The sequence below is a fragment of the Enterobacter cloacae complex sp. 382A5 genome (genome assembly GCF_050031095.1).
Classification (GTDB): domain Bacteria; phylum Pseudomonadota; class Gammaproteobacteria; order Enterobacterales; family Enterobacteriaceae; genus Enterobacter; species Enterobacter cloacae.
Genome location: NZ_JBLGVK010000001.1, coordinates 3,339,841 through 3,362,635, shown reverse-complemented (window position 1 = coordinate 3,362,635; position 22,795 = coordinate 3,339,841). Strand labels below are relative to the sequence as shown.

The 22,795-nt window shown below is 56.3% G+C and carries 19 protein-coding genes; 8 read left to right on the top strand and 11 right to left on the bottom strand.

Annotation, left to right across the window (positions count from 1 at the left end; genetic code table 11):
- Positions 1–35 precede the first annotated feature (35 nt).
- Positions 36–1,265, bottom strand: a complete 1,230-nt coding sequence (locus tag ACQG2G_RS15820; protein ID WP_248078906.1) for an MFS transporter — start codon at positions 1,263–1,265, stop codon at positions 36–38.
- Positions 1,266–1,362: 97 nt separating this feature from the next.
- Between ACQG2G_RS15820 and ACQG2G_RS15815 the strand changes: the two genes are divergently transcribed.
- Positions 1,363–2,253, top strand: a complete 891-nt coding sequence (locus ACQG2G_RS15815) for a LysR family transcriptional regulator (RefSeq protein ID WP_047352201.1) — start codon at positions 1,363–1,365, stop codon at positions 2,251–2,253.
- On the opposite strand, the gene ACQG2G_RS15810 is transcribed toward ACQG2G_RS15815, so the two are convergent.
- Positions 2,250–2,420, bottom strand: coding sequence for a YfgG family protein (locus ACQG2G_RS15810; RefSeq protein WP_028027964.1), 171 nt, complete (start codon positions 2,418–2,420; stop codon positions 2,250–2,252). The genes ACQG2G_RS15815 and ACQG2G_RS15810 overlap by 4 nt on opposite strands.
- Positions 2,421–2,789: 369 nt before the next feature.
- Between ACQG2G_RS15810 and ACQG2G_RS15805 the strand changes: the two genes are divergently transcribed.
- On the top strand, positions 2,790–5,030 hold the full coding sequence (locus ACQG2G_RS15805) for a bifunctional diguanylate cyclase/phosphodiesterase (RefSeq protein WP_061771573.1): 2,241 nt from the start codon (positions 2,790–2,792) through the stop codon (positions 5,028–5,030).
- A gap of 4 nt (positions 5,031–5,034) precedes the next feature.
- Here ACQG2G_RS15805 and ppx read toward each other — a convergent pair whose 3' ends face one another.
- From ppx to purM, 4 genes are all read right to left on the bottom strand, one after another.
- The gene (gene ppx / locus ACQG2G_RS15800) at positions 5,035–6,573 is read right to left on the bottom strand and encodes an exopolyphosphatase (protein ID WP_020689986.1); all 1,539 of its coding nucleotides are present in this window, start codon (positions 6,571–6,573) and stop codon (positions 5,035–5,037) included.
- A 3-nt stretch (positions 6,574–6,576) separates the two neighbouring features.
- Positions 6,577–8,637: a polyphosphate kinase 1 gene (gene ppk1, locus ACQG2G_RS15795; protein WP_013098243.1), complete on the bottom strand. Its 2,061-nt coding sequence runs from the start codon at positions 8,635–8,637 to the stop codon at positions 6,577–6,579.
- A gap of 206 nt (positions 8,638–8,843) precedes the next feature.
- A complete protein-coding gene (gene purN, locus ACQG2G_RS15790; RefSeq protein ID WP_020689985.1) occupies positions 8,844–9,485 on the bottom strand; it encodes a phosphoribosylglycinamide formyltransferase in 642 nt (213 codons plus the stop codon).
- Complete coding sequence (gene purM / locus ACQG2G_RS15785) at positions 9,482–10,519, bottom strand: phosphoribosylformylglycinamidine cyclo-ligase (protein ID WP_013098241.1); 1,038 nt, start codon at positions 10,517–10,519, stop codon at positions 9,482–9,484. The genes purN and purM overlap by 4 nt, the downstream gene beginning before the upstream one ends.
- 247 nt (positions 10,520–10,766) lie before the next feature.
- Between purM and bglK the strand changes: the two genes are divergently transcribed.
- The 5 genes from bglK (at position 10,767) to ACQG2G_RS15760 (ending at position 16,128) form a co-directional block, all read left to right on the top strand.
- Positions 10,767–11,660, top strand: coding sequence for a beta-glucoside kinase BglK (bglK, locus tag ACQG2G_RS15780; protein WP_013098240.1), 894 nt, complete (start codon positions 10,767–10,769; stop codon positions 11,658–11,660).
- Between the two features lie 10 nt (positions 11,661–11,670).
- Entirely contained in the window at positions 11,671–13,101 is a 1,431-nt protein-coding gene (locus ACQG2G_RS15775) for a 6-phospho-beta-glucosidase (RefSeq protein WP_013098239.1), read from the top strand.
- A gap of 227 nt (positions 13,102–13,328) precedes the next feature.
- On the top strand, positions 13,329–13,955 hold the full coding sequence (upp, locus tag ACQG2G_RS15770; RefSeq protein WP_003860560.1) for a uracil phosphoribosyltransferase: 627 nt from the start codon (positions 13,329–13,331) through the stop codon (positions 13,953–13,955).
- Between the two features lie 86 nt (positions 13,956–14,041).
- Positions 14,042–15,331 carry a uracil permease gene (uraA, locus tag ACQG2G_RS15765; protein ID WP_061772729.1) on the top strand — a complete coding sequence of 430 codons (1,290 nt, stop codon included), beginning with the start codon at positions 14,042–14,044 and terminating at the stop codon, positions 15,329–15,331.
- 95 nt (positions 15,332–15,426) lie between these two features.
- Complete coding sequence (locus tag ACQG2G_RS15760; RefSeq protein WP_211944493.1) at positions 15,427–16,128, top strand: DnaA inactivator Hda; 702 nt, start codon at positions 15,427–15,429, stop codon at positions 16,126–16,128.
- A 76-nt stretch (positions 16,129–16,204) separates the two neighbouring features.
- Here the strand turns inward: ACQG2G_RS15760 and ACQG2G_RS15755 are convergent, their stop codons facing one another.
- From ACQG2G_RS15755 to celB, 3 genes are read right to left on the bottom strand one after another with little or no spacing between them, the layout of a single operon-like run.
- A complete protein-coding gene (locus ACQG2G_RS15755; RefSeq protein WP_061772730.1) occupies positions 16,205–17,626 on the bottom strand; it encodes a leucyl aminopeptidase family protein in 1,422 nt (473 codons plus the stop codon).
- Positions 17,627–17,628: 2 nt separating this feature from the next.
- On the bottom strand, positions 17,629–18,582 hold the full coding sequence (locus ACQG2G_RS15750; RefSeq protein WP_061772731.1) for a N(4)-(beta-N-acetylglucosaminyl)-L-asparaginase: 954 nt from the start codon (positions 18,580–18,582) through the stop codon (positions 17,629–17,631).
- Between the two features lie 3 nt (positions 18,583–18,585).
- A complete protein-coding gene (gene celB, locus ACQG2G_RS15745) occupies positions 18,586–19,905 on the bottom strand; it encodes a PTS cellobiose transporter subunit IIC (protein ID WP_023620393.1) in 1,320 nt (439 codons plus the stop codon).
- A 147-nt stretch (positions 19,906–20,052) separates the two neighbouring features.
- Here celB and ACQG2G_RS15740 point away from each other — a divergent pair, with 147 nt between their 5' ends.
- A complete protein-coding gene (locus ACQG2G_RS15740) occupies positions 20,053–20,877 on the top strand; it encodes a hypothetical protein (RefSeq protein ID WP_061772732.1) in 825 nt (274 codons plus the stop codon).
- Here the strand turns inward: ACQG2G_RS15740 and arsC are convergent.
- Together arsC and bepA are read right to left on the bottom strand one after the other, a co-directional pair.
- A complete protein-coding gene (gene arsC / locus ACQG2G_RS15735; RefSeq protein WP_061772733.1) occupies positions 20,874–21,230 on the bottom strand; it encodes an arsenate reductase (glutaredoxin) in 357 nt (118 codons plus the stop codon). The genes ACQG2G_RS15740 and arsC overlap by 4 nt on opposite strands.
- A 13-nt stretch (positions 21,231–21,243) precedes the next feature.
- Entirely contained in the window at positions 21,244–22,707 is a 1,464-nt protein-coding gene (bepA, locus tag ACQG2G_RS15730) for a beta-barrel assembly-enhancing protease (RefSeq protein ID WP_061772734.1), read from the bottom strand.
- Between the last annotated feature and the right edge of the window lie 88 nt (positions 22,708–22,795).

The window sequence follows — 22,795 nt, the reverse complement described above, 5'->3', positions numbered from 1 at the left end:
CGGTTCATAGTGATAACGAACACAGAAGACCATTTTTATGTATCAGAGATGTTTGCTGCGGGCGGCTTTTTGTACCGGCTTGTCTGCGGGGCGTTCTCGATACAGTGTGATACATTCTGCGTGCCCGAACGGCGTAAAATGGCGATTGCCAGCCCGGCAATCACCAGCGTTAACCCGGTAGACACCCACATAGCGCCCGCGATCCCCAGCGTTTTGTTAAGCCATGCGTATGCAAACGGCGACGCTGCTGCCATCAGTTGTGCGGGGATCAGAAGCAAACCAGTGCGCCGGGCATAGCTTTCAGTGCTGAACAGCGCCAGCGGTAGCGTGGCTTTGACGATTGTCACCAGCCCGTTGATGGCGCCATAGCCCAGCACAAATCCGGCAGCACACCAGGCATACAGGGTACTGCTTAACCCAAGAAGAAAGCAGAGCGGCATCGCGAGGGCGGTAAAGCGTGTAAGGGAGAGTGGGGTTGAGCGGGCTCCCGCCATGACCTCGATTGCGCGCGCCCCCGTCTGGCCGAGTCCCCACAGCATGCCGAGGGCGATCGGCAGGCCGACGCTGGCGATAAACTCCGGCAGGTGCGTGGATGTGCCGTTAGAGACGAACGTAATGAGGGCGATAAACGTTGCGTAAAGCCAGCCGTTACGCCGTTCACCGGCCGGGATGGGGGCACTTACGCTGCGGGTAATCGCCAGACGCTGGTGGGGGAGGGTTCGAATACATACCGCGCTCAGCAGTCCAAAAAGAGCGTAAATTTGCAGCGCATGCTGCCAGCTCATCACCTTCAGCAGCGTGTCTCCCAGCGGCCAAAAAACAGCAGACGCCAGCCCACCAGTCAGCGTAATGCGTGAGATCGTATTTCGCGCCTGCTGTCCATACAGGTTTACCAGCGCGGCGAATAGCGCATCGTAGAGCGACAGGCGCATCCCGATACCGGTCACCAGCCAGGCGCTGTACCAGCCGAGAAGGGTCTGGGTGTATGCCATCCCCGCGCAGCTTACGGCGATCAGCAGCGTTCCACTCATCACCACGTTTTGCCCGCCAAAGCGTGCCAGCAGACGGGCGACAAAAGGGGAGACGGCGGCCATCACCAGCATCGCCAGCGTCAGGCCGAGATAGAGCTGGGGCGATGTCCATCCCCTGTCGGCGATAATGGCGAGGGCAAAAGTGCCGGGCATATAAAAAGAGATCCCCCAGTTGATAAGTTGATTACATCCGGCGGTGAGAGCGAGGCGGCGGGAAAGTGCAGGTGTTTCCATGAGTTTTCATTCCGTTATTCAGTTGTCCTGAGCATAACGGGCGCGGTATTGTGCTGGCAGTGCCGTATCTTTATGACCCGTATAAGAGAAACTTTGCATGACGACGCTCAATCTGGGATATCTTGCGACCTTCCGTCTGGTGATCCAGCGCGGCAGCTTTTCGGCTGCAGCGGATCTGCTCGGTATTTCCCAGCCCGCCGTTAGTCTGCAAATACGTCAGCTGGAACAGTTTCTGCAAACGCGGCTGGTAGAACGAACCGGGCGTGGCATCAAGGCTACACCTGCCGGACAGGCTCTGCTGCTCCACGAAGAGCGTATTCAGCAGGCGGTAGATGAAGCGGTTCGTTCCGTGAGTGAATTCAGCCACGACGTGAGCGGCACCGTGACGCTTGGCACTGGCGCAACGGCCTGTATCCATCTTTTACCGACGTTGTTGCAGCAGCTACGCAGCGACTACCCGCTCCTGAAAGTGGGGGTAACCACGGGCAACACCCTCGACATTGTCAGGGCGATAGAAGAAAACCGTCTCGATCTGGGGCTGGTGACCCTGCCGGTCAGTGGTAAAAGTCTGGACGTCATGACGGTGATGGACGAAGAGTTTGTTTTTATTGCCTCGCTTATGCAGCAGGAGCGATTTTCGCGTTTAACCCCTGAGGCGTTGCACCTTCAGCCGCTGATTGCCTTTGAATCCGGCAGTGGCACCCGCGCGCTGATAGATGGCTGGTTTGCTGCATGTGGGTTAGCGATTGCGCCGGTGATGCAGCTTGGCAGCATTGAGGCCATCAAACGGATGGTTCGCGCGGGGTTGGGTTATAGCATTGTACCGCGAATGGCGGTTGAACATGCCGCTGACCGCGAAGGGCTAAGAATCATGTCGCTTGAACCCGTATTGCGGCGGCAACTGGCTGTTGTGATGCGTCAGGATAAGATCCTCAGCAAAGGGATCGCGGCCATTATTCGGATAATACAAAACCCACCGGCGGATTAGCGATCGGCAGTATCGACGTTCAGGCTGGTTTGCTGCGACTGGAGTTTGTCCTGATGGTGATACCAGGCACCAATGGAGGAATAAACGAAGCGGCCAAAGAAAAACAGGAAGCTGATTAGCAATATGATGCGGGTCATTCGAGTGTTAAATCGATGTCGTTTTCGCATACGAGTGGCCTGACTCACTGTGTTTTTCCTGGACATACCCTTTTGGGCGACGCGGATATTAAGGCACAGCGGGAAGAGTGGGTCAATTCTGCGATGTGTAAATAACCGTCAACATATACATTAACCGATGTTATTAAAAATAATAATTGCATTTACGATATTGATAACACGAAGAAAATTAACCGGAAAAAAACAGAAGAAAGGAAATTTTGAATTAAATAGTTTGATTTAAGTCAACGGATTCCCCGCAGTGGTATTTAAAATCCCTCCTCCATACTGTTTGCCCCGGGTGTTAGCGGGCAGCACGTACGTCAGGTCGGATGCCTGTCTTCATTTTCCCTCAGGAGAAAGGGGTTTAACCGGGCATCTATGAACACTATTGCTTTCCTGAAACAGAATAAAGACCGCTGGTGGGCGCTGCCGCTTATTTTACCGGTGGTGTTGCTGCCTGTGCTGAGCGCGGCCAATACCCTGACGCAACTGGGCGACGGCATAGTGGCACTCTATTATCTGCCGCTCTTTTTCCTGCTCACCTTAATGCTGTTTTTCGGCGTTGGGGCGATTCCCGGAATAGTGCTGTCGCTGTTTATTCGCTATTACCCGCAAGTTGGGCTGTTTGAAACCGTTGCCGGGATCTTCCATTTTATTATTCCCTTAGTGCTGAGTTGGGGCGGTTATCGCGTCTTTGCCCCCAGACGCAATATGACGGCTTACGGCGATATACGGCTGATGGCGCAGCGCATTTTCTGGCAGGTGTTATGTCCGGCAACGCTGTTTCTGGTGCTGTTTCAGTTTGCGGTTTATCTGGGCGTGTATGAGAGTCGCCAGAGCCTGGCGGGGCTGAACCCGCTTAATATTCACACGCTGATCAACTATCAGGCGCTGCTGGTCAGCGGCTTAACGGGCGTACCGCTGAGTTACCTGATAATCCGGCTGATTCGCCATCCGCGTTACTTCAGGGCATTGATTTCACAGAGCCGCGCGCAGATAGATAAAAAGGTGACGCTCATCGAGTTTCTGGTCTGGTTGATCATACTGGGCGGGCTGCTGCTGTTGCTGCTGATACCAATGAATGAGAACAGCTCTATCTTCACCACTAACTACACGCTGTCGCTCCTGATGCCGGTGATGCTCTGGGGCGCGATGCGCTTTGGTTACAGGCTGACATCCCTCATCTGGACGCCGGTCCTGCTGGTCTCAATTCACTATTTTTACCGTTATATCCCTGTGAATCAGGGCTACGACATTCAACTGGCGATCACCTCTTCCAGCTACCTGGTCTTCTCGTTTGTGGTGGTCTATATGTCGATGCTGTCGACCCGCCAGCGTGCCGTGAATAAGCGCTCCCGCAGGCTGGCGCTCCTCGACCCGGTTGTCCATATGCCTAACCTGCGGGCGTTGTTACGCGATCTGGCCCGGAACCCGTGGTCGGCGCTCTGTTTACTGCGTATTCCTGAACTGGAAGTGCTGGGCCGAAATTATGGCGTGCTGCTGCGAATTTTGTACAAACAGCAGCTGGCACAGTGGGTTAATGGCACACTCCAGCCCAATGAGCGGGTGTATCACCTTACCGGGTATGATCTGGCGGTGCGACTCAACGCGGAATCGCACCAGCAGCGAATCGAGACGCTGGATGAGCATATCAAACAGTTCCGTTTTATCTGGGATGGCATGCCGCTACAGCCGCAGGTGGGCATGAGCTACTGCTATGTGCGCTCACCCGTCAACCATCTCTATCTGGTGCTGGGGGAGTTAGGGGTTATTGCCGATCTGTCGCTCTCAACCAACCACCCGGAAAACCTTCAGCAGCGTGGTGCTGTCCATCTGCAGCGCAGCCTGAAGGATAAAATCGCGATGATGAGCCGCCTGCAAAAGGCACTCGACAACAACGAATTCACCCTGCTGGCGCAGCCCGTTCGCGGCCTGCGTGGCGATCGCTATCATGAAGTGCTGCTGCGGATGCCGGATGCGGACGGCGCGTTACTTACTCCCGATCGGTTCCTGCCCATCGCTCAGGAGTTTGGCCTGTCGTCGCGGGTCGATTTGTGGGTGCTGGAGCGCACGCTGCGTTTCCTGGCCGAACACCGTGACAGGCTGCCCGGCCAGCGCTTTGCCATTAATCTTGCGCCCTCAACCGTTTGTCGGGTGCAGTTCCCGCTGGAGGTGAGCCGTCTGCTGAATAAATACGCCGTGGAGGCGTGGCAGTTGATCTTCGAGGTGACCGAGTGCAGTACCTTCGGCAGCGCGGAGCAGGCGATGCATACCCTCCGGCAGCTACAAAAAATGGGCGTACGCATTGCGATAGATGATTTTGGTACCGGCTATGCAAGCTATGCGCGGCTGAAAAGCGTGGACGCAGACATCCTCAAGATTGACGGCAGCTTTATTCGCAATATCGTCAGCAACAGCCTGGATTACCAGATTGTGGCCTCTATTTGCCATTTAGCGCGAATGAAAAAGATGCTGGTGGTTGCGGAATATGTGGAGACCGAAGAGATACGTAGCGCGGTTCACGCGCTCGGTATCGATTATGTGCAGGGCTATCTGATAGGTCGGCCGGTGGCACTTGATTCACTGCTGGAGGCAGAGGCGTCCGTAGCGGACGCCTGAGCCGTTACGCCGCGACGTCGGCGCTCTCTTCTTCGATTTTGAGCATCCAGCCGGTGACCGCTTCCCAGTACTGCTGCTCTTTTTCCAGATCCAGCAGAACCAGCGCATTCTGGCTAAACCAGTCGTGCGGGAAGCTCAGCGTCCAGTGATGGTCATCCGTTTTGAGTTTCAGCGTGGGCGGCGTGGTAGTGGCCTGACGCTGGTTATTCAGCAGCACGCCCAGACGCAGCAACTGAATCATCGGCAGGAACTGCTTTTTCTTGAACAGCGTGAAGCGCGGCAGATCGTCGAGCTTAATGGCTTTGCGATGATAGCGCACCAGCGTCGCCATCATGGTTTGCTGCTCCTGGTTGAAGCCCGGCAAATCGCTGTTTTGCAGAATGTAGGCGGAATGACGGTGCATGCCGCTGTGGTTAATGTTCAGCCCCACTTCGTGCAGCATCGCGGCCCATTTCAGCAGGGCGGCAAGCTGCGGATGAGCAAGCTTCGGATTCTGCTCCTGCCACTGATCGTACATCTGTACGGTCGTTTCCAGCACCCGCTTCGCCTGTTCGCGGTCGATGTTGTACTGGTTTGCCAGGCTTTGCGCGGTACGGCTGCGAATATCCTGATGGCGGAAGCGGCCTTCCATCTCATACAGCACGCCTTCACGCAGCGCGCCGTCAGAGAGACGCAGCTCTTTAATTGCCAGCGCATCGAATACGCCGCACAGGATAGCCAGCCCCGGTACAAACACCGCTTTACGCTCGTCGGAAAGACCCGGCAGGCTTAACGCGTCGAAACTTTTATGTTTCAGCACCTCTTCGGTCAGCAACGTCAGGCGTTCGGGGGTGATAAAACCGTCTTTTTCACCCATCGCCAGCAGCACTTCATGGGCCGCTTTGATGGTGCCCGAGGCCCCCAGCGCGACGTTCCAGCCCTGGATACGGTACTGCCAGGCCAGATTTTCCAGCTTCTGAACGGCGGCCATGCGCGCCCGCTGGAAGTTTTCCCGCGAGATCGCACCGCCCGGGAAATACATCTGCGCAAAGCTGACGCAGCCCATACGGCGGCTTTCCACCAGACGCGGTTCAAAGTCTTCGCCAATGACCAGCTCTGTGGAGCCGCCGCCGATATCAATCACCAGCTTGCGGCCTTTTTCCGGCTGCGTGTGCTCAACGCCCATAAAAATCAGACGCGCCTCTTCGTTACCGGAGATGATCTCAATGGGGTAGGGGATCACTTTTTCCGCACGCTTGAGGAATTCAGGGGCATTCAGCGCCTGGCGCAGGGTATGCGTTCCCACAATGCAGACACTGGAGGGTGAGAAGCCCTGCAGGCGTTCGGCAAACAGCGACAGGCAGTTCAGGCCGCGCTCCATCGCCTCTTCGCTGAGCATGCTGCGTTCATCAAGACCATCTGCCAGGTGTACGCGCTGCTTCAGACGACCGATGATCTGCAGCGCGCCATCCACCTCACGGGCGATGACCATGTGGAAACTGTTAGAACCAAGGTCGACCGCGGCGAATTCCTGTGGTCGTGGGGTCTTATCATTTATCGGCATAGGTTAATCGGGTTGCTCGAGTGATTTGATATAGTCATAAATCGCCAGTTGCGACCGCACTTTGCGGCGGTTGCCGCGCGGTACATAGCGGTTACTGAGTTCTTTGTCGATATAGCGCGCTTTCACCGTGTCGCTAAACAGAATCTCGATAATGTCGAGAATACGCTGTTTCAGGCGCGGATCCAGCAGCGGCGCTGCGACTTCAATTCGATAATCAATATTGCGCGTCATCCAGTCTGCCGAAGAGAGATAGACCTGTTTATCTCCCGCATTATCGAAAATATAGACCCGATCGTGCTCCAGGTAGCGGTCGACAATGCTGATGACGCGAATATTATCGCTGATGCCTTCCAGTTCCGGGATGAGGGAGCACATGCCGCGGATCAGCAGGTTAACCGGAACGCCGGAGCTGGACGCCGCATAGAGTCTGTCCACGAGACCTTTGTCGACCAGATTGTTGAGCTTCAGCGTGATGCCGGACGACAAGCCTTTCTGGGCGTTGGCAATTTCTTTGTCGATCATATCGTACAGCAGGCGGCGCGAGTTCTGCGGTGACACCAGCAGATAATCGAAGCTCACCGGGCGGTACGGGTTCTCAATAAAGTTGAACACCCGGCGCACCTCGTTGGTGATGCGCGCGTCGGCGGTCAGCAGCGAGTAGTCGGTATAAATTCGTGCGGTTTTCTCGTTAAAGTTCCCGGTACCGATGTGGGCATAGCGCACCACGTCGTCACCCTCTTTACGGGAAATAAGGAACAGCTTGGCGTGAATTTTCAGCCCCGGGGCGGAGAAGATAACGTGGACACCCGCTTCCGTCAGACGGCGCGCCCAGTGGATATTGGCCTCTTCGTCGAAACGTGCCTGCAGCTCAACCACCACGGTTACTTTTTTGCCGTTGTGCGCGGCGTGGATCATCGCGTCGATGATGCGGGAGTCTTTCGCCACGCGGTAAATATTGATTTTGATTGCCAGCACGCTCGGGTCAAAGGAGGCCTGACGCAGCAGCTCCAGCACGTGTTCAAACGTGTGATACGGATAGTAGAGCAGGACGTCGCGTTCGCGGATGGCGTCGAAACCGTTACGGAACTTATCGAACCAAAGATGACGCAGACGCGGCAGTGGTTTATTCACCAGATTGGCTTTGCCGACGTTCGGGAAGCCAATAAAGTCTTTAAAGTTATGGTAACGACCGCCCGGCACAATGGAGTCATAGCGCGAGATAGTCAGCTTGTCGCGCAGCATTTCCACCATCGCGTCTGGCATATCACGCTGATAGACAAAGCGCACCGGTTCGGCCGTCAGACGCTGCTTGAGGCTGGAGGACATCAGTTCCATCAGGCTGGCTTCCATCTCGTGCACCAGGTCATATTCGGCGTCACGGGTCATCTTCATCGAGTAGGCGTTTAACGCGTCGTAATCGAAGAAGCCTTTGAAGATATCGTCCAGACAGTAGCGCAGGATGTTATCCAGCAGGATCATCGGTTTGCGTCTGCGCGGGGTTTCCGGCGGCAGGTTCACAAAACGTGGCACCTTGTCGGACGGGATCTCCAGCAGCGCGTAACGGATGGATTCACCGCGAATAATTTCCACCGCCAGGTAGGTGTAGTCATCTTTCAGGAACTGCACCAGATCGGTTTCGCGGTTGATCAGAATAGGGGTGATGTGCTGGCGCAGATACTGTTTAAAGTAGTGGCGCAGCCAGTTTTGTTGGTTAACGGAGAGCTGACGTTCGTTAATCAGGAAGATTTGATTGCGTGCCATCTCCAGCAGCAACTCGTTATAGAGGCCGTCAAATTCCTGATCGGCTTTCAACACGCGGGACTGAATTTTGCCTAACAGATGGCGAGAGTGAGAGTTTAAACCCTGCTCTTCGCTGATGATGATCCGCCGTTTCAGCTCGGCAAAGCGAACCTTGTAGAACTCATCAAGGTTGTTGGAATAAATGCCCAAAAAACGCATGCGCTCAATAAGCGGGTTGCTTTTGTCCGCCGCTTCCTGGAGTACGCGTTCGTTGAATGCTAACCAGCTTAGCTCTTTCTCGATATATAACTTTTCCTGACCCATTACAGCTCACACTCCAGTTCAATCACAGGACGTGGTAAATCCGTCTCGTCCTTATTATGGCGAGCATTTCCACGATATGTCCAACAGTGCCAGAAAAGTATGACAGTTATTTTTTTGTTGGAGATTTTAGAAGGTTGGAGAAGGGAATATCGGGTAATGCGCTTTGTTGGTCGGGTACGCGCTGCTGCGCCACCCGACAGAACAGACTACTCTTCGGCCGCGTAACCCTGCGGGGGCAGTTTCACGCCATCCAGCCAGGCAGCACCGTCGCGCATCGCCAGACGCCCGTCGACAAACCAGCTGACCACCAGTGGATAAATGGCATGTTCCTGGCTCTGCACCCGTTCGGTGATGTCGTCTTCGGTGTCGCCGTCAAAGACCGGGACTTTCGCCTGCAGGATCACCGGTCCGCCGTCCAGCTCATCGGTCACGAAATGCACCGAGGTCCCGTGCTCTTCATCGCCGTTTTCCAGCACCTGACGATGGGTGTGCAGGCCGGGATATTTCGGCAGAAGCGAAGGGTGGATATTCAGCAGACGCCCGGCGTAGTGCCCGACAAATGCCGGGCTCAGGATACGCATATACCCCGCCAGCACCACAACGTCCGGCGCGTAGGCATCAATCTCCTGAACCAGTTCGCGGTCAAACGCTTCACGGCCGGCGAACTGACTGGCCTCCAGCGCGTGCGCGGGAATGTTTGCTTCCCGGGCGCGCTCAAGGCCGAACGCGTCGGCCTTGTTGCTGAATACTGCCCGAATGGTGCCATTGATTTTCTTCTGTTTGCAGGCGTCAATGATGGCCTGCAAATTGCTTCCGTTGCCGGAAATGAGCACCACGATGTTTTTCATTCAATGACCACACGCTGTTCGGAATCGGAAGCTTTGATAATACCGATTTTCCACGCGTTTTCACCTTTGTCCGTCAGCAGCTTAACGGCTTTATCCGCTTCGCTCGCTGGCAGGGCGATCACCATACCTACGCCACAGTTAAAGGTGCGGTACATTTCGTGAGAACTCACGTTGCCCGCGGTTTGCAGCCAGTTAAAGACCGCTGGCCACTGCCAGGACGATTCGTCGATTACCGCCTGGGTGTTGTCCGGCAGTACGCGCGGAATGTTTTCCCAGAAGCCGCCACCGGTCAGGTGGGCAATGGCGTGAACGTCCACGTTCTCAATCAGCTCCAGCACGTTTTTCACGTAGATGCGGGTCGGTGCCAGCAGATGGTCAGCCAGAGGTTTACCTTCAAGTTCGGTGGTTTGTGGGTCGCAACCGCTTACTTCGAGGATTTTACGCACCAGCGAGTAGCCGTTAGAGTGCGGGCCGCTGGAGGCCAGCGCAATCAGCACATCACCATCAGCCACTTTACTGCCGTCGATAATTTCTGATTTTTCTACCACACCCACGCAGAAGCCTGCGACGTCATAATCTTCGCCGTGATACATGCCAGGCATTTCTGCGGTTTCACCGCCAACCAGCGCGCAGCCAGACTGCAGACAGCCTTCGGCAATACCGTTGATCACGCTGGCTGCGGTATCCACATCCAGTTTGCCTGTCGCGTAGTAGTCGAGGAAGAACAGCGGCTCAGCGCCTTGTACCACCAGGTCGTTTACACACATCGCGACCAGATCGATACCGATCGTGTCGTGACGTTTTAAATCCATCGCCAGGCGCAGTTTTGTGCCTACACCGTCAGTACCCGAGACCAGAACAGGTTCACGATATTTTTGCGGCAGCGCGCACAGTGCGCCGAAGCCACCCAGACCACCCATCACTTCCGGGCGGCGGGTTTTTTTCACCACACCTTTGATTCGGTCAACCAGCGCATTACCTGCGTCAATATCAACACCGGCATCTTTGTAGCTGAGAGAAGTTTTGTTGGTCACGGCTCAAGTCCCCACGCGATTGCATAGCTAGTAAGAAAAATCGGCGCAATTCTAACAGTCCAGGCAAACGTTTGCGAGCCTATTCTCGGCGCGAGGATCTTTTTTTCTGCTCCGCCCCCGGCGGCGCGCAAACTTGACTCCGTTCACGAAAATGAAACCGGTTTCGGCGATCTGCTTGCATGCGGTTTAGGGAATGAACATCATGAAATGAAACCGGTTTCAGTTTCATTTAGGAGGAATGAAGGCCATGAACATCGCCGCATTTGATATCGGTGGCACCGCGTTAAAAATGGGCATCGCGACAGCGCAGGGAGAGCTACTGCAAACGGATAAGGCCGCCATCAGGAACAGCGACGGTGACGCCATTCTTGCGCAGATGCTGAACTGGGTAACGGCCCATCCCGGGCTTAAGGGGATCGCCATCAGCGCGCCGGGGTATGTTAATCCGCATACCGGCTTTATTGAGATGGGCGGGGCCATTCGCCGCTTCGACCAGTTCGCAATGAAAGGCTGGCTTGAGGCGAAAACGGGTTTACCGGTTACCGTCGAGAATGACGCTAACTGCGTGCTGCTGGCGGAGCGCTGGCAGGGCAAGGCGAAGGATATCGATAACTTTCTGGTACTGACCATCGGCACCGGGATCGGCGGGGCGATTTTCTGCAACGGCAGGCTGGTTCACGGGGCGCGTTTTCGCGCCGGAGAGTTCGGCTACATGCTCACGGAAAGGGCAGACTCAAGACGCGTTGCCCGCCACTCCATGAATGAAAACTGTACGTTACGCACGCTTCGCAAGCGCTATGCCGACTTTCACGGTCTGACGCTTGAGAGCGTCACCGGCGAGGCCATTTTTGATGGCTATGACGCAGGCGACACCGTATGCCGCCGCCTGGTGGATGATTTTCTTAACGGCATTGCGACAGGGCTCTACAACCTGGCGAATGTGTTCGACCCGCAGACCATCTTCATTGGCGGCGGTATCGCGGAGCGGCCCGGGTTTATGGATCTGCTTCGCACCCATCTTGCGTGGTTTGGCATCGCGGATATCGCCGATGTCGTCAGCCACGGCAACCGGGCCGGTCTTGTCGGCGCGGTTTACCACTTCAGACAGCAGTATCCGTCAGCAATCAGCAACATCGAATGAGGGAAAGAGTATGTCAGGATTTAAAGAAGGTTTTCTGTGGGGCGGCGCGGTGGCCGCGCACCAGCTGGAAGGTGGCTGGAAAGAGGGCGGTAAAGGCGTAAGCGTCGCCGATGTTATGACCGCTGGCGCCCACGGCGTGCCGCGTGAAATCACCGACGGCGTGCTGCCAGGAAAAAACTACCCGAACCACGAAGCCATCGATTTTTACCATCGCTATAAAGAAGACATCAAACTCTTTGCGGAGATGGGGTTCAAATGCTTCCGTACCTCCATTGCCTGGACGCGTATTTTCCCGAAAGGGGATGAGCTGGAGCCGAACGAAGCGGGCCTTCAATTCTACGATGACCTTTTCGATGAATGCCTCAAATACGGCATCGAACCGGTTATCACCCTGTCGCATTTTGAGATGCCGTATCATCTGGTCACCGAGTACGGCGGCTGGCGCAACCGTAAGCTGATCGACTTCTTTGTCCGCTTCGCAAAAGCGGTTTTCCAGCGCTATCAGCATAAGGTGAAGTACTGGATGACCTTTAACGAGATCAACAACCAGGCTAACTTCCACGAAGATTTTGCGCCGTTTACCAACTCCGGGCTGAAGTATGCGCCGGGTGAAGACCGTGAGCCGGTGATGTTCCAGGCCGCGCACTATGAGCTGGTGGCCAGCGCGCTGGCGGTAAAAGCCGGGCGCGAGATTAATCCTTCCCTGCAGATCGGCTGCATGATTGCCATGTGCCCCATTTATCCGCTGACCTGTGCGCCTGACGACATCATGATGGCGATGAACGCGATGCATCGTCGCTACTGGTTCACCGACGTTCACGTGCGCGGCAAGTATCCGCAGCATTTGCTTAACTACTTTGCGCGTCGTGGTTTCACGCTGGACATTACCGAAGAAGACAAAGCGGCGCTGACGCAGGGCTGCGTGGATTACATCGGCTTTAGCTATTACATGTCCTTCGCCACCAAAGCGACGGCGGATAACCCGGAACTGGATTACGATGAAAGCAAGAGCCTGGTCTCCAACCCGTACGTGCAGAAATCTGACTGGGGTTGGCAGATTGACCCGGTTGGCCTGCGCTACTCCCTGAACTGGTTCTGGGATCACTACCAGCTGCCGCTGTTCATCGTTGAGAACGGCTTCGGCGCGATTGACGTGCAGGAGAGCGACGGCACGGTGAACGACCAGTACCGCATTGATTATCTCTCGGCGCACATCCGCGAGATGAAAAAAGCGGTAGTGGAAGATGGCGTGGATCTGATGGGCTACACCCCGTGGGGCTGTATCGATCTCGTTTCTGCCGGCACCGGTGAGATGAAGAAACGCTACGGGTTTATCTTTGTTGATAAAGACAACGAAGGGAACGGCACGCTGAACCGCAGCAAGAAAAAGTCGTTTGACTGGTATAAGCAGGTGATTGCGAGCAACGGCGACAACCTGTAATTGTCGGGTGGCGCTTACGCTTACCCGACCTACACTACACGTAGGCCCGCGTAAGCGCAGCGCCACCGGGCAGAACCCCGTACCCAAGCCGGAGTCTCGCCTCCGGTTTTTTTGTCTCTAAATCACTTTGCTTGATATACGTCAAGCAAGATGGGTATGGCCTAATCCGAAAAAAGCGGTATAATCCCGCGATTTTTTTGCGGACGCCACCTCAGAGGAGAAAGAGAATGAAGATTGTGGAAGTGAAACACCCACTCGTTAAACACAAGTTGGGCCTGATGCGTGAGCATGACATCAGCACGAAGCGTTTTCGCGAACTGGCATCTGAAGTCGGCAGCCTGCTGACCTACGAAGCGACCTCTGACCTCGAAACGGAAAAAGTGACCATCGAAGGCTGGAACGGCCCGGTGCAGGTTGAGCAGATCAAAGGTAAGAAAATTACCGTGGTGCCAATCCTGCGTGCTGGTCTTGGCATGATGGAAGGCGTGCTGGAGCACGTACCGAGCGCGCGTATCAGCGTGGTGGGGATCTACCGTAATGAAGAAACCCTGGAGCCGGTTCCGTACTTCCAGAAGCTGGTGTCTAACATCGACGAGCGTATGGCGCTGGTGGTTGACCCGATGCTGGCGACCGGCGGCTCAATGATTGCCACCATCGACCTGCTGAAAAAAGCAGGCTGCAGCAGCATCAAAGTGCTGGTGCTGGTTGCGGCACCGGAAGGGATCGCGGCGCTGGAAAAAGCACACCCGGATGTGGAGCTGTACACCGCGTCTGTCGACCAGGGGCTCAACGAGCACGGGTACATCATCCCGGGGCTGGGCGATGCCGGCGATAAGATCTTTGGTACGAAATAATCGAATAACGATAAATAAGCCGACTTTGAAAGTCGGCTTTTTTTTGAATAAAACACACATAACTAACCATCTCAGAGGAAAACACTATGACGCGCCGTGCTATCGGGGTGAGTGAAAGACCGCCGCTTTTACAGACTATCCCGCTTAGTTTGCAGCACCTGTTCGCTATGTTTGGCGCAACCGTGCTGGTGCCAATCCTGTTTCACATTAACCCGGCTACCGTGCTGTTGTTCAATGGTATCGGGACGCTGCTGTACCTCTTTATCTGTAAAGGTAAAATCCCGGCGTATCTGGGGTCGAGCTTTGCTTTTATCTCGCCGGTGTTGCTGCTGTTGCCCCTGGGGTATGAAGTGGCGCTGGGCGGCTTTATCATGTGCGGCGTGCTGTTCTGCATGGTCTCATTCATTGTGAAGAAGGCCGGTACCGGCTGGCTGGATGTGATGTTCCCACCGGCGGCGATGGGGGCCATCGTTGCCGTCATCGGTCTGGAGCTGGCAGGCGTGGCGGCGAATATGGCTGGTCTGCTGCCTGCTGATGGGCAGTCGCCGGACTCTAAAACCATCATCATCTCACTGGTGACGCTGGGCGTGACGGTATTTGGCTCCGTGCTGTTCCGCGGTTTTATGGCGATTATCCCGATCCTGATCGGCGTGCTGGCGGGTTATGCACTCTCCTTCGTGATGGGCGTTGTCGATACCACGCCAATCGCTCAGGCGCACTGGTTTGCCCTGCCAACCTTCTATACGCCACGCTTTGAATGGTTTGCTATCTTCACTATTCTGCCTGCCGCGCTGGTGGTTATTGCTGAACACGTTGGCCACCTTGTGGTGACGGCGAACATCGTTAAACGTGACCTGATCCGCGACCCGGGTCTGCACCGTTCGATGTTTGCAAACGGCTTCTCGACGATCATCTCCGGTTTCTTTGGCTCCACGCCAAACACCACCTACGGTGAGAACATCGGCGTCATGGCGATCACCCGCGTTTACAGTACCTGGGTTATCGGCGGCGCGGCAATCATCGCAATCCTGCTCTCCTGCGTGGGTAAACTGGCGGCAGCGATCCAGATCATCCCGGTTCCGGTGATGGGCGGCGTGTCTTTGCTGCTGTACGGCGTAATTGGCGCATCCGGTATTCGCGTGCTGATTGAGTCCAAAGTGGACTACAGCAAAGCGCAGAACCTGATCCTGACTTCCGTTATCCTGATCATCGGCGTGAGCGGCGCGAAGGTACACATCGGCGCGGCCGAGCTGAAAGGCATGGCGCTGGCGACCATCGTTGGTGTGGGCCTGAGCCTGATTTTCAAGCTGATTTCCGTGATCCGCCCTGAAGAGGTGGTGCTGGACGCTGACGAAAGCGAAAAAGCGTCACACTGATCGTAAAACCGGGTGGACGATCCGCCCGGTTCTCTCCTGGCAGGTTCCGTGCTAAACTCCGTTCCGATTTTATGTAAGATCTGGTTGAGGTACTTCTGAACGGACCGGCACAGCTCTCTCTGCCACTCTATCTCCCTGACGACGAAACTTTCGCGAGTTTCTGGCCGGGTGATAACCCCTCTTTACTGGCTGCACTGCAGAATGTGCTGCGCCAGGATCACAGCGGATACATCTATATCTGGTCACGCGAAGGCGCGGGACGCAGTCACCTGTTGCATGCCGCCTGTGCTGAGCTTTCAGCGCGGGGGGATGCGGTAGGCTATGTACCGCTGGATAAACGTACCTGGTTTGTGCCTGACGTGCTGGAGGGAATGGAACATCTCTCCCTGGTCTGCATCGATAATATCGAATGCGTGGCAGGGGATGAGCCGTGGGAAATGGCGATCTTTAACCTCTATAACCGTATCCTGGAGTCGGGCAAAACCCGGCTGCTGATCACCGGCGATCGTCCGCCGCGCCAGCTGAATCTGGGGCTGCCGGATCTGGCCTCCCGACTCGACTGGGGGCAAATCTACAAACTGCAACCGCTGTCAGATGAAGACAAACTCCAGGCGCTTCAGCTGCGCGCCAGACTGCGCGGATTTGAACTGCCGGAAGACGTAGGGCGCTTCCTGCTCAAGCGTCTGGATCGCGAGATGCGCACGCTGTTTGATACGCTCGATCAGCTCGATCGCGCCTCCATTACCGCCCAGCGCAAGCTCACCATTCCGTTTGTGAAAGATATTCTGAAGCTTTGAGTTTTTTGCCCGGTGGCGCTGCGCTTACCGGGCCTACGGGATCGAATAGGCCGGGTAAGGCGCAGCCGCCACCCGGCTAGAGATCCCCCATCAGGTGCTCCACCAGCAGCGGAATCGGCCTCCCTGAGGCCACGCTTCTGCCACCCTCACGCCACAGCGCCGTACCGCTAATATCCAGATGCGCCCACGGGATTGTCGGCGGGCAGAAGTGATGCAGCAGCCACGCTGCCGAGGCACTGATCGCCGCATTGTTGGGCGGCGTATTGCATAGATCGGCGATGGCGCTGTCGGTCTGCTTTTTCAGCCGCGTATCCAGCGGCAAGGACCACACTTCATCTCCGCTATGTTTTCCTGCCTGCGTCAGCGCCTGGCGCAGCGGCTCGTCCTGGGTCATCAACCCGCTCAGCTCATATCCCAGCGCTTTGACCACCGCACCTGTCAGCGTTGCCATATCGATAATGTAGCGCGCCTGCGGATGGCGCTGGCTGGCCCAGGCGATAGCGTCTGCCAGCACCAGTCGGCCTTCGGCATCGGTATTGTTGATTTCAACCGTGGTGCCGTTGCAGGCTCTGGCTACCGTGCCAGGCTGCATGGCGTCCGGGCCGATGGCGTTTTCTGCCAGCGCCAGCACGCCCATGAGGCGCACGGGGAGCGCCAGCTCTGCAACGGTCAGCATCAGCCCCAGCACGTTCGCTGCCCCGCACATGTCATATTTCATGGTGTACATGCCCGCGCCGTCCTTGAGCCACAGGCCGCCGGTATCGAAGGTAATGCCTTTACCTACATAGCAGCGCACCGGGCCGTCAGAAATACCGTCATAGTGAATAGCCAGCAGTCGTGGCGGGCAGGAGGCGCCTTTGCCAACGGCGTGAAGCAGCCCCAGACCCTGCTCAACGATCTGCTTTTCATCCAGCACGTCACAGCGCAGGGCAGGGAAGGCCGCGCACAGCGTCTGCGCCTCCTGCACCATAAACTGCGGCGTGCAGCGGTCGGAGGGGATATCGGCCAGACGGCGTGCGGCGACCATTCCACGGCCAATGGCGAGCTGCTGGCGGAAGATAACGTCCAGCCGCGCCTGCTGTTCTGGCAGGCAGAGGGCGGTAACGTGCTCAACGCGCAAAGTGACATCGTCCGCTTTCTTCAACTGCAGATCGCTAAGCCTGTGCGACTGATTAAAAAGAAAGCGCAGGACCTGTTGCAGCACAACGTCGTCAATGTGGGTGACATCCAGGACCACGTCGGTGCTGACGGGCGTGGCCAGCAGCGGACGGAGTGCCGTAAGCAATCCTTCGGTAAGGCTATCCTGCCAGAGAGCATCCGGCACCAGCGTGATGCGCGCAAAAGGCGCACAGCCAAAACGGGTGTCGGCAACGGCATCTTGCCCGCGCATTTCCGCAATCAGTGGCGTGTCCGGCAACAGCGTAGACGAGCTGCGGGCGATGAGGTGGCCGTGTGGTTTTACGTCAGAAAGGGCGGTTATCAGCTGATACGTCATCATCATTAGTCCTCAATCGGTGCGCGGATCCGTGCGGCATAGGCCTGCATCCATTCATCATCCACCGCCTGATAGTGCGTTTTTTCCCGCAGGCGTTCGGCGCGAAACACGGTCAGCGGCTGGCGTGCCGTCGCCACCACAAAGGAGAACGTTTTAATGTTGGTGGCGGCGCCAAATTCACCTTTGTTATTCATGCATACTACGGAGAGATCCCCCGCGCGGCCAAAGCGCGACATCAGCTTGTCTTCCAGCTCGAACACCACGGAATCTGCCGCCTGCTGCGGAGACATCCCCTGCGCCATGCGGCGAACAATTTCGTAGCTGGTGCAGCCTTTCATCAGATCTTCGCCCACGCCCGTGGCGGTGGCGGCACCGGTTTCACTGTCGCAGTAGAAGCCGGAGCCGATGATCGGCGAATCGCCAAGTCGGCCGCGCTTTTTCATAAACAGGCCGCTGGTGGAGGTCGCCACGCTCATGGATCCCTGTTTGTCGAGACCGATAATCCCGACCGTGTCATGGCCATCGTAGGGGCTTAAGCCTTTATCCAGCGTCTCCCGGCAGCGCTTGCGGTAGTGCTGCATGGCCCGGTCGGTGAGCATCGTTTTGTCGGCAAAACCCTGGCTCAATGCCCACTCGCGTGCGCCCTGGCCGACCAGCAGGCTGTTATAGCGCTGGCGGCTTAACGCCTGCGCCACGCGTACCGGGTTGGCGATATCCACCAGATTTCCCACAGCGCCAAACGCCAGCGTGTCGCCGTCCATGTAGGCGGCGTCCAGTTCCACCTCGCCATTTTCGGTTGGTAGCCCGCCGTAGCCGACCGATTTATAGAACGGGAAGTCCTCGACGGCGGCAACGGCATCCACGACCGCGGCAGCCACCGGTTTTCCTGCTGCCAGCGCAGAGGCCGACTCGGTGACGCCTTCAAGCGCCATTCGCCAGGTGGCGATAATTCCCCACATGCTTTACTCCTGTTTTGCAAGGGTGGTGTCGGTTTGCGTCACGGTGGCAATCTCCGCGGCGCGGTACTGTTTATCCACGATACGCATGAATGGCAGATACAGCATGGCGCCAATCAGCAGGTTGATAAGCTGCATGATGCTGCCGCTGAGATGCCCGGTGACGATAAAACCGCTGATAACAGGCGGCAGCGTCCAGGGGATAAACACCCCGGTGGTGACGGCGACCGCACCAATTTTCATTGCCACGTACTGCACGGTGACCAGCACCAGCGGCACCAGATTGAACGGAATGAGCATGATCGGGTTCATGATCACCGGCAGGCCGAACAGAATCGGTTCGTTGATGTTAAACACCGAGGCCCCCGCGCCCAGGCGGGCCACTTCGCGCATGTTTTTACTGCGGGCGAAAATCAGCATCGCAATCACCAGCGACAGCGTGGCCCCTGCGCCGCCCATCCAGATCATGTCAAAAAACTGTTCGGTGATAATGTGCGGTGGGGTGGCGCCGGCCTGAATGGCGGCGATGTTATCGGTCTGGTTCTCCATCCACAGCGGGCGAATAATGCCGTTGATCATCGAACCGGAGTTAATGCCCACTGACCACAGAATGGTGATGCTGAATACGGTCATCAGCGCGCCAAAATAGGAAGTACCGTAGTGGCGAACCGGGGTTGCCACCACCTCGTAAATAAACTGGTGGATGGTGTTGTAATGGGTGTTTTCAAAGCCGATGCGGATCATCAGCACCAGGATCATCACCAAGAGGGCAGGGATCAGCGCCGCGAACGACTCCTGCACCGCAGGCGGCACGCCATCCGGCATTCTGATAACCAGTTTTTTGCGCTTCAGCCAGCAGAACAGCTCCGTCCAAAGCAGAGAGCCAATCATCGCCACGAATAACCCTTTACTGCCAATCCACTCTACCGGCATGACGGTAATGCCACCCTGTTCCGCCACTTTGATAAAAGGGGTCAGGATCAGAAAGGCGACCAGCGCCAGAATGCCGCAGGAGATACGGTCTTCGCCATAGTGTTCAGCCAGGCGATAGGCGACCAGGAAGCTGATAAACAGCGACATGGTCGAGAACACCGCGTTGAACGGGATTTCGATAATCGCGCTCCAGCTTTCCCCAAACGCCTGAGACATAAACTGCTGATAGGTTTGGTTGGGGAAGGAGGAGATCACCAGCAGGATAGAGCCGACGATGATAAACGGCATGAATGAAACGTAGGCACCGCGAATGGCACCAAGATGACGCTGCTGGGCCGTTTTGGCCGCCAGCGGCATCAGTTTTGCTTCAAGAAATCCCAGAACATTGTTCATTGTGAACTCCGTACAAGATTGAGAGGTGTTGTTTATGTTATCTCTGGGGATTATCAGTGAAGCGCGGCGAGCGAAAGGTGAAATCGGTCACAAAGCAATCGCTGGTGTATTATAAATCTCATAAGATTAGTTCTGGAGTTTGTTGCGATGGAAATCAAACTGCACGCCAATGCGACCACGACGCCGCGCATCCGTCGTTATCTTCAACAGTCGGATAAGAGCGACAGAGAGCTGGCCGTCGAGCTGGGCATTTCGGTCACCACCGTCAGACGCTGGCGCAATCGCGACCAGGTGTCGGATAACCATACAGCGCCTAAAGTGATACACAAAGCGATGAGACAAGAGCAGATTGCGCTGGTGAATGCCCTGCGTGACATCCTGAGGGCACCGCTGGATGAACTGCTGTTGATGGTCAACGACGTACTCGGAATCGCCGTATCCCGCGCTACCCTGAACCGCTATCTCAAACCGGCCGCAGCTAAGCAAAAAGGGGCACCCTTGCAGGGGAAAAAGGCGCTTAAAGCGGGTATTACGCCCCATACGCTGGAACTGCACCATGTGCCGTTGTCGCTGCATATGGACGACGGCGGGGAGCAGCATCTGCTGTGGGCGCGAGAGCCGGTGAGCGGCTGGTGCTATGCCCGGCTTTACGCCGGGCTGTCGACTCAACGACTGAATACCTGGACGCAGGAGGTGCTGGCGGCATGTCCGGCTGCTATACAATCTATTGAGACTTTTGGTTTTGAGGCGACGCTGGCTGTTAACGACATTACGGTGAAGGCACATCAACGTACCTGCAGTGCACTTCAGGTGATGGTGCCCTTACGCGATATTATTCCGCGAGTGAATGTTGAACCGCCGGGTGTGTTATTGATGACCTTGTGCGAGTTTTACAACCGGGGTAAGGCGCAGAAAAAGCTGGGGGAAAGTACGCCGCAGGCCTTTCTGGAAGGGCTGCGGCGCGAGGTTTAAAGAATGTCGAGCACCTCTTCCGGTGGGCGTCCAATGCGCGCCTTGCCTTTTGCCACCACAATCGGGCGTTCAATCAGCTTCGGATTATCAACCATCGCCTGCACGAGCTCAGCTTCAGTGAGACGCGTGTCGTCCAGGTTAAGTGACTTATACAGATCCTCTTTCTGGCGCATCAACTCCCGTGCACTGCCCATGCCCAGCATATGCAGGAGCTGGCGGATCGTCTGCGCGTCAGGCGGTGTCTCCAGATACAGCACCACCTCAGGCTCTACGCCGTTGGATTTCAGCAGGCTGAGGGTGTCGCGGCTCTTGGAGCAGCGAGGGTTATGGTAGATTTTTACCGCGTCTGTCATCTTTCCTTCCTTTTTACATCTTTTCGTACGGCTTGAAGCGCTGCTGTAGCGCACGTAGCTGATCGATACGCGCATCGTAACGGGCCTGTTGCAGGCTGCCAAGTTTGACCTGCGAACTGGCGCTGCTGAGCATCGAAATGGCCTGATCCAGACGCCCTACCAGGGCAAACCCTTCGGCGCGAGCCGCCAGCTCCTGATCGCGGTTGCCCAGCTGGGCTTCTGCCTGAGCGAGCAGATCCCAGCCGTTTTGATCGTCTTTATTGTCGAAGGTGTAGCGGTTCAGAATGGTGGCCGCTTCACCCGGCTGGCCGCCCTGCAGATAAGCGTTTGCCAGGTTAAGCTGCAGCACCGGGTTGGTCCGCACCTCTTTGGCGCCTTTCAGGCGGTTAATCGCATCGGCAGGTCTCTTCTGCCCCAGATCGATATCGGTCGACAGATCGAGATACCACGGGTTATTCGGGTCGGCGGCCAGCAGCGGTTGCAGGGCTTTGCGCGCCTCGTCGTATTTACTGGCTTCCATCGCCTGCAGGGCACGGCCGTATTGCGCCGCGTTCTTCTCGCGCACGTTGCCTTTTGCCAGGGCATCCAGCAGGTCGCTGGTGAGCTGGTTACGCCCGGAATTGTACATGCCCAGCGTTCTCACTTTCGCCATGTAGAAATCCTGTGAGGATTGCACCACCACCGGACGCATCTGATTGGCACGGTTACGCGCATCGGACAGACGGCTTTCCGGTAATGGGTGGGTGAGCAGAATTTCGGGTGGACGTGACGAGTAGCGTGCCTGATCGAGCAGTTTTTCCAGGAAGCTGGGCATGGCCTGTGGGTCAAAGCCCGAGCGCTGCAACACCTGGATGCCAATGCGGTCCGCTTCCTGTTCGTTTTGCTGGGTGAAACTGATCATCCCCTGGCGCGTGCCTGCCAGCGTGCCGGTTAATGCGGCCATCCCGGCCTGCGGGCTGGCCATCGCCAGCAAAATAGAGCCCAGCGCACCCACCCAGGTCAGGGGCGCGTTGCGTTTCTGGTCTTCCATCGCACGGGCCAGATGGCGCTGGGTCACGTGGGAAATTTCGTGCGCCATGACCGACGCCAGCTGGCTTTCGTTATCGGAATAACGGAATAACGCCGAATGCAGCACCACGTTACCGCCAAAGAAGGCGAAGGCGTTGATTTCGTCGTTATTGATTAAATAGAAGTGGAAGGGGGTTTTTACCGAGTTGGCGTGCGCGACCAGGCGCATCCCCAGACCATTAATGTACTGCACCAGCAATGGGTCATTGATCAGCGGAGCACTGCCGCGCAGCTGGCGAACATAGTAATCACCCATCTGCATCTCCTGACCAATGGAGAGCGTGCTTCCTGCTGTGGTGCCCATGTCCGGCAATGAATCGGACGAATCAGCAAAAGCTGGCAACACCTGACCGACCGTTACGGCGGCAATCAGTGTCGCAACCACTGTTTTTTTCAACTGCCTGAACATAACCACTGTCCTGTATTTTGGATGTGCTAATTTGACCGATGAACCCGCATATCGTTCATCTCCACTGCCCTGCGAGTGTAGCCGTGTT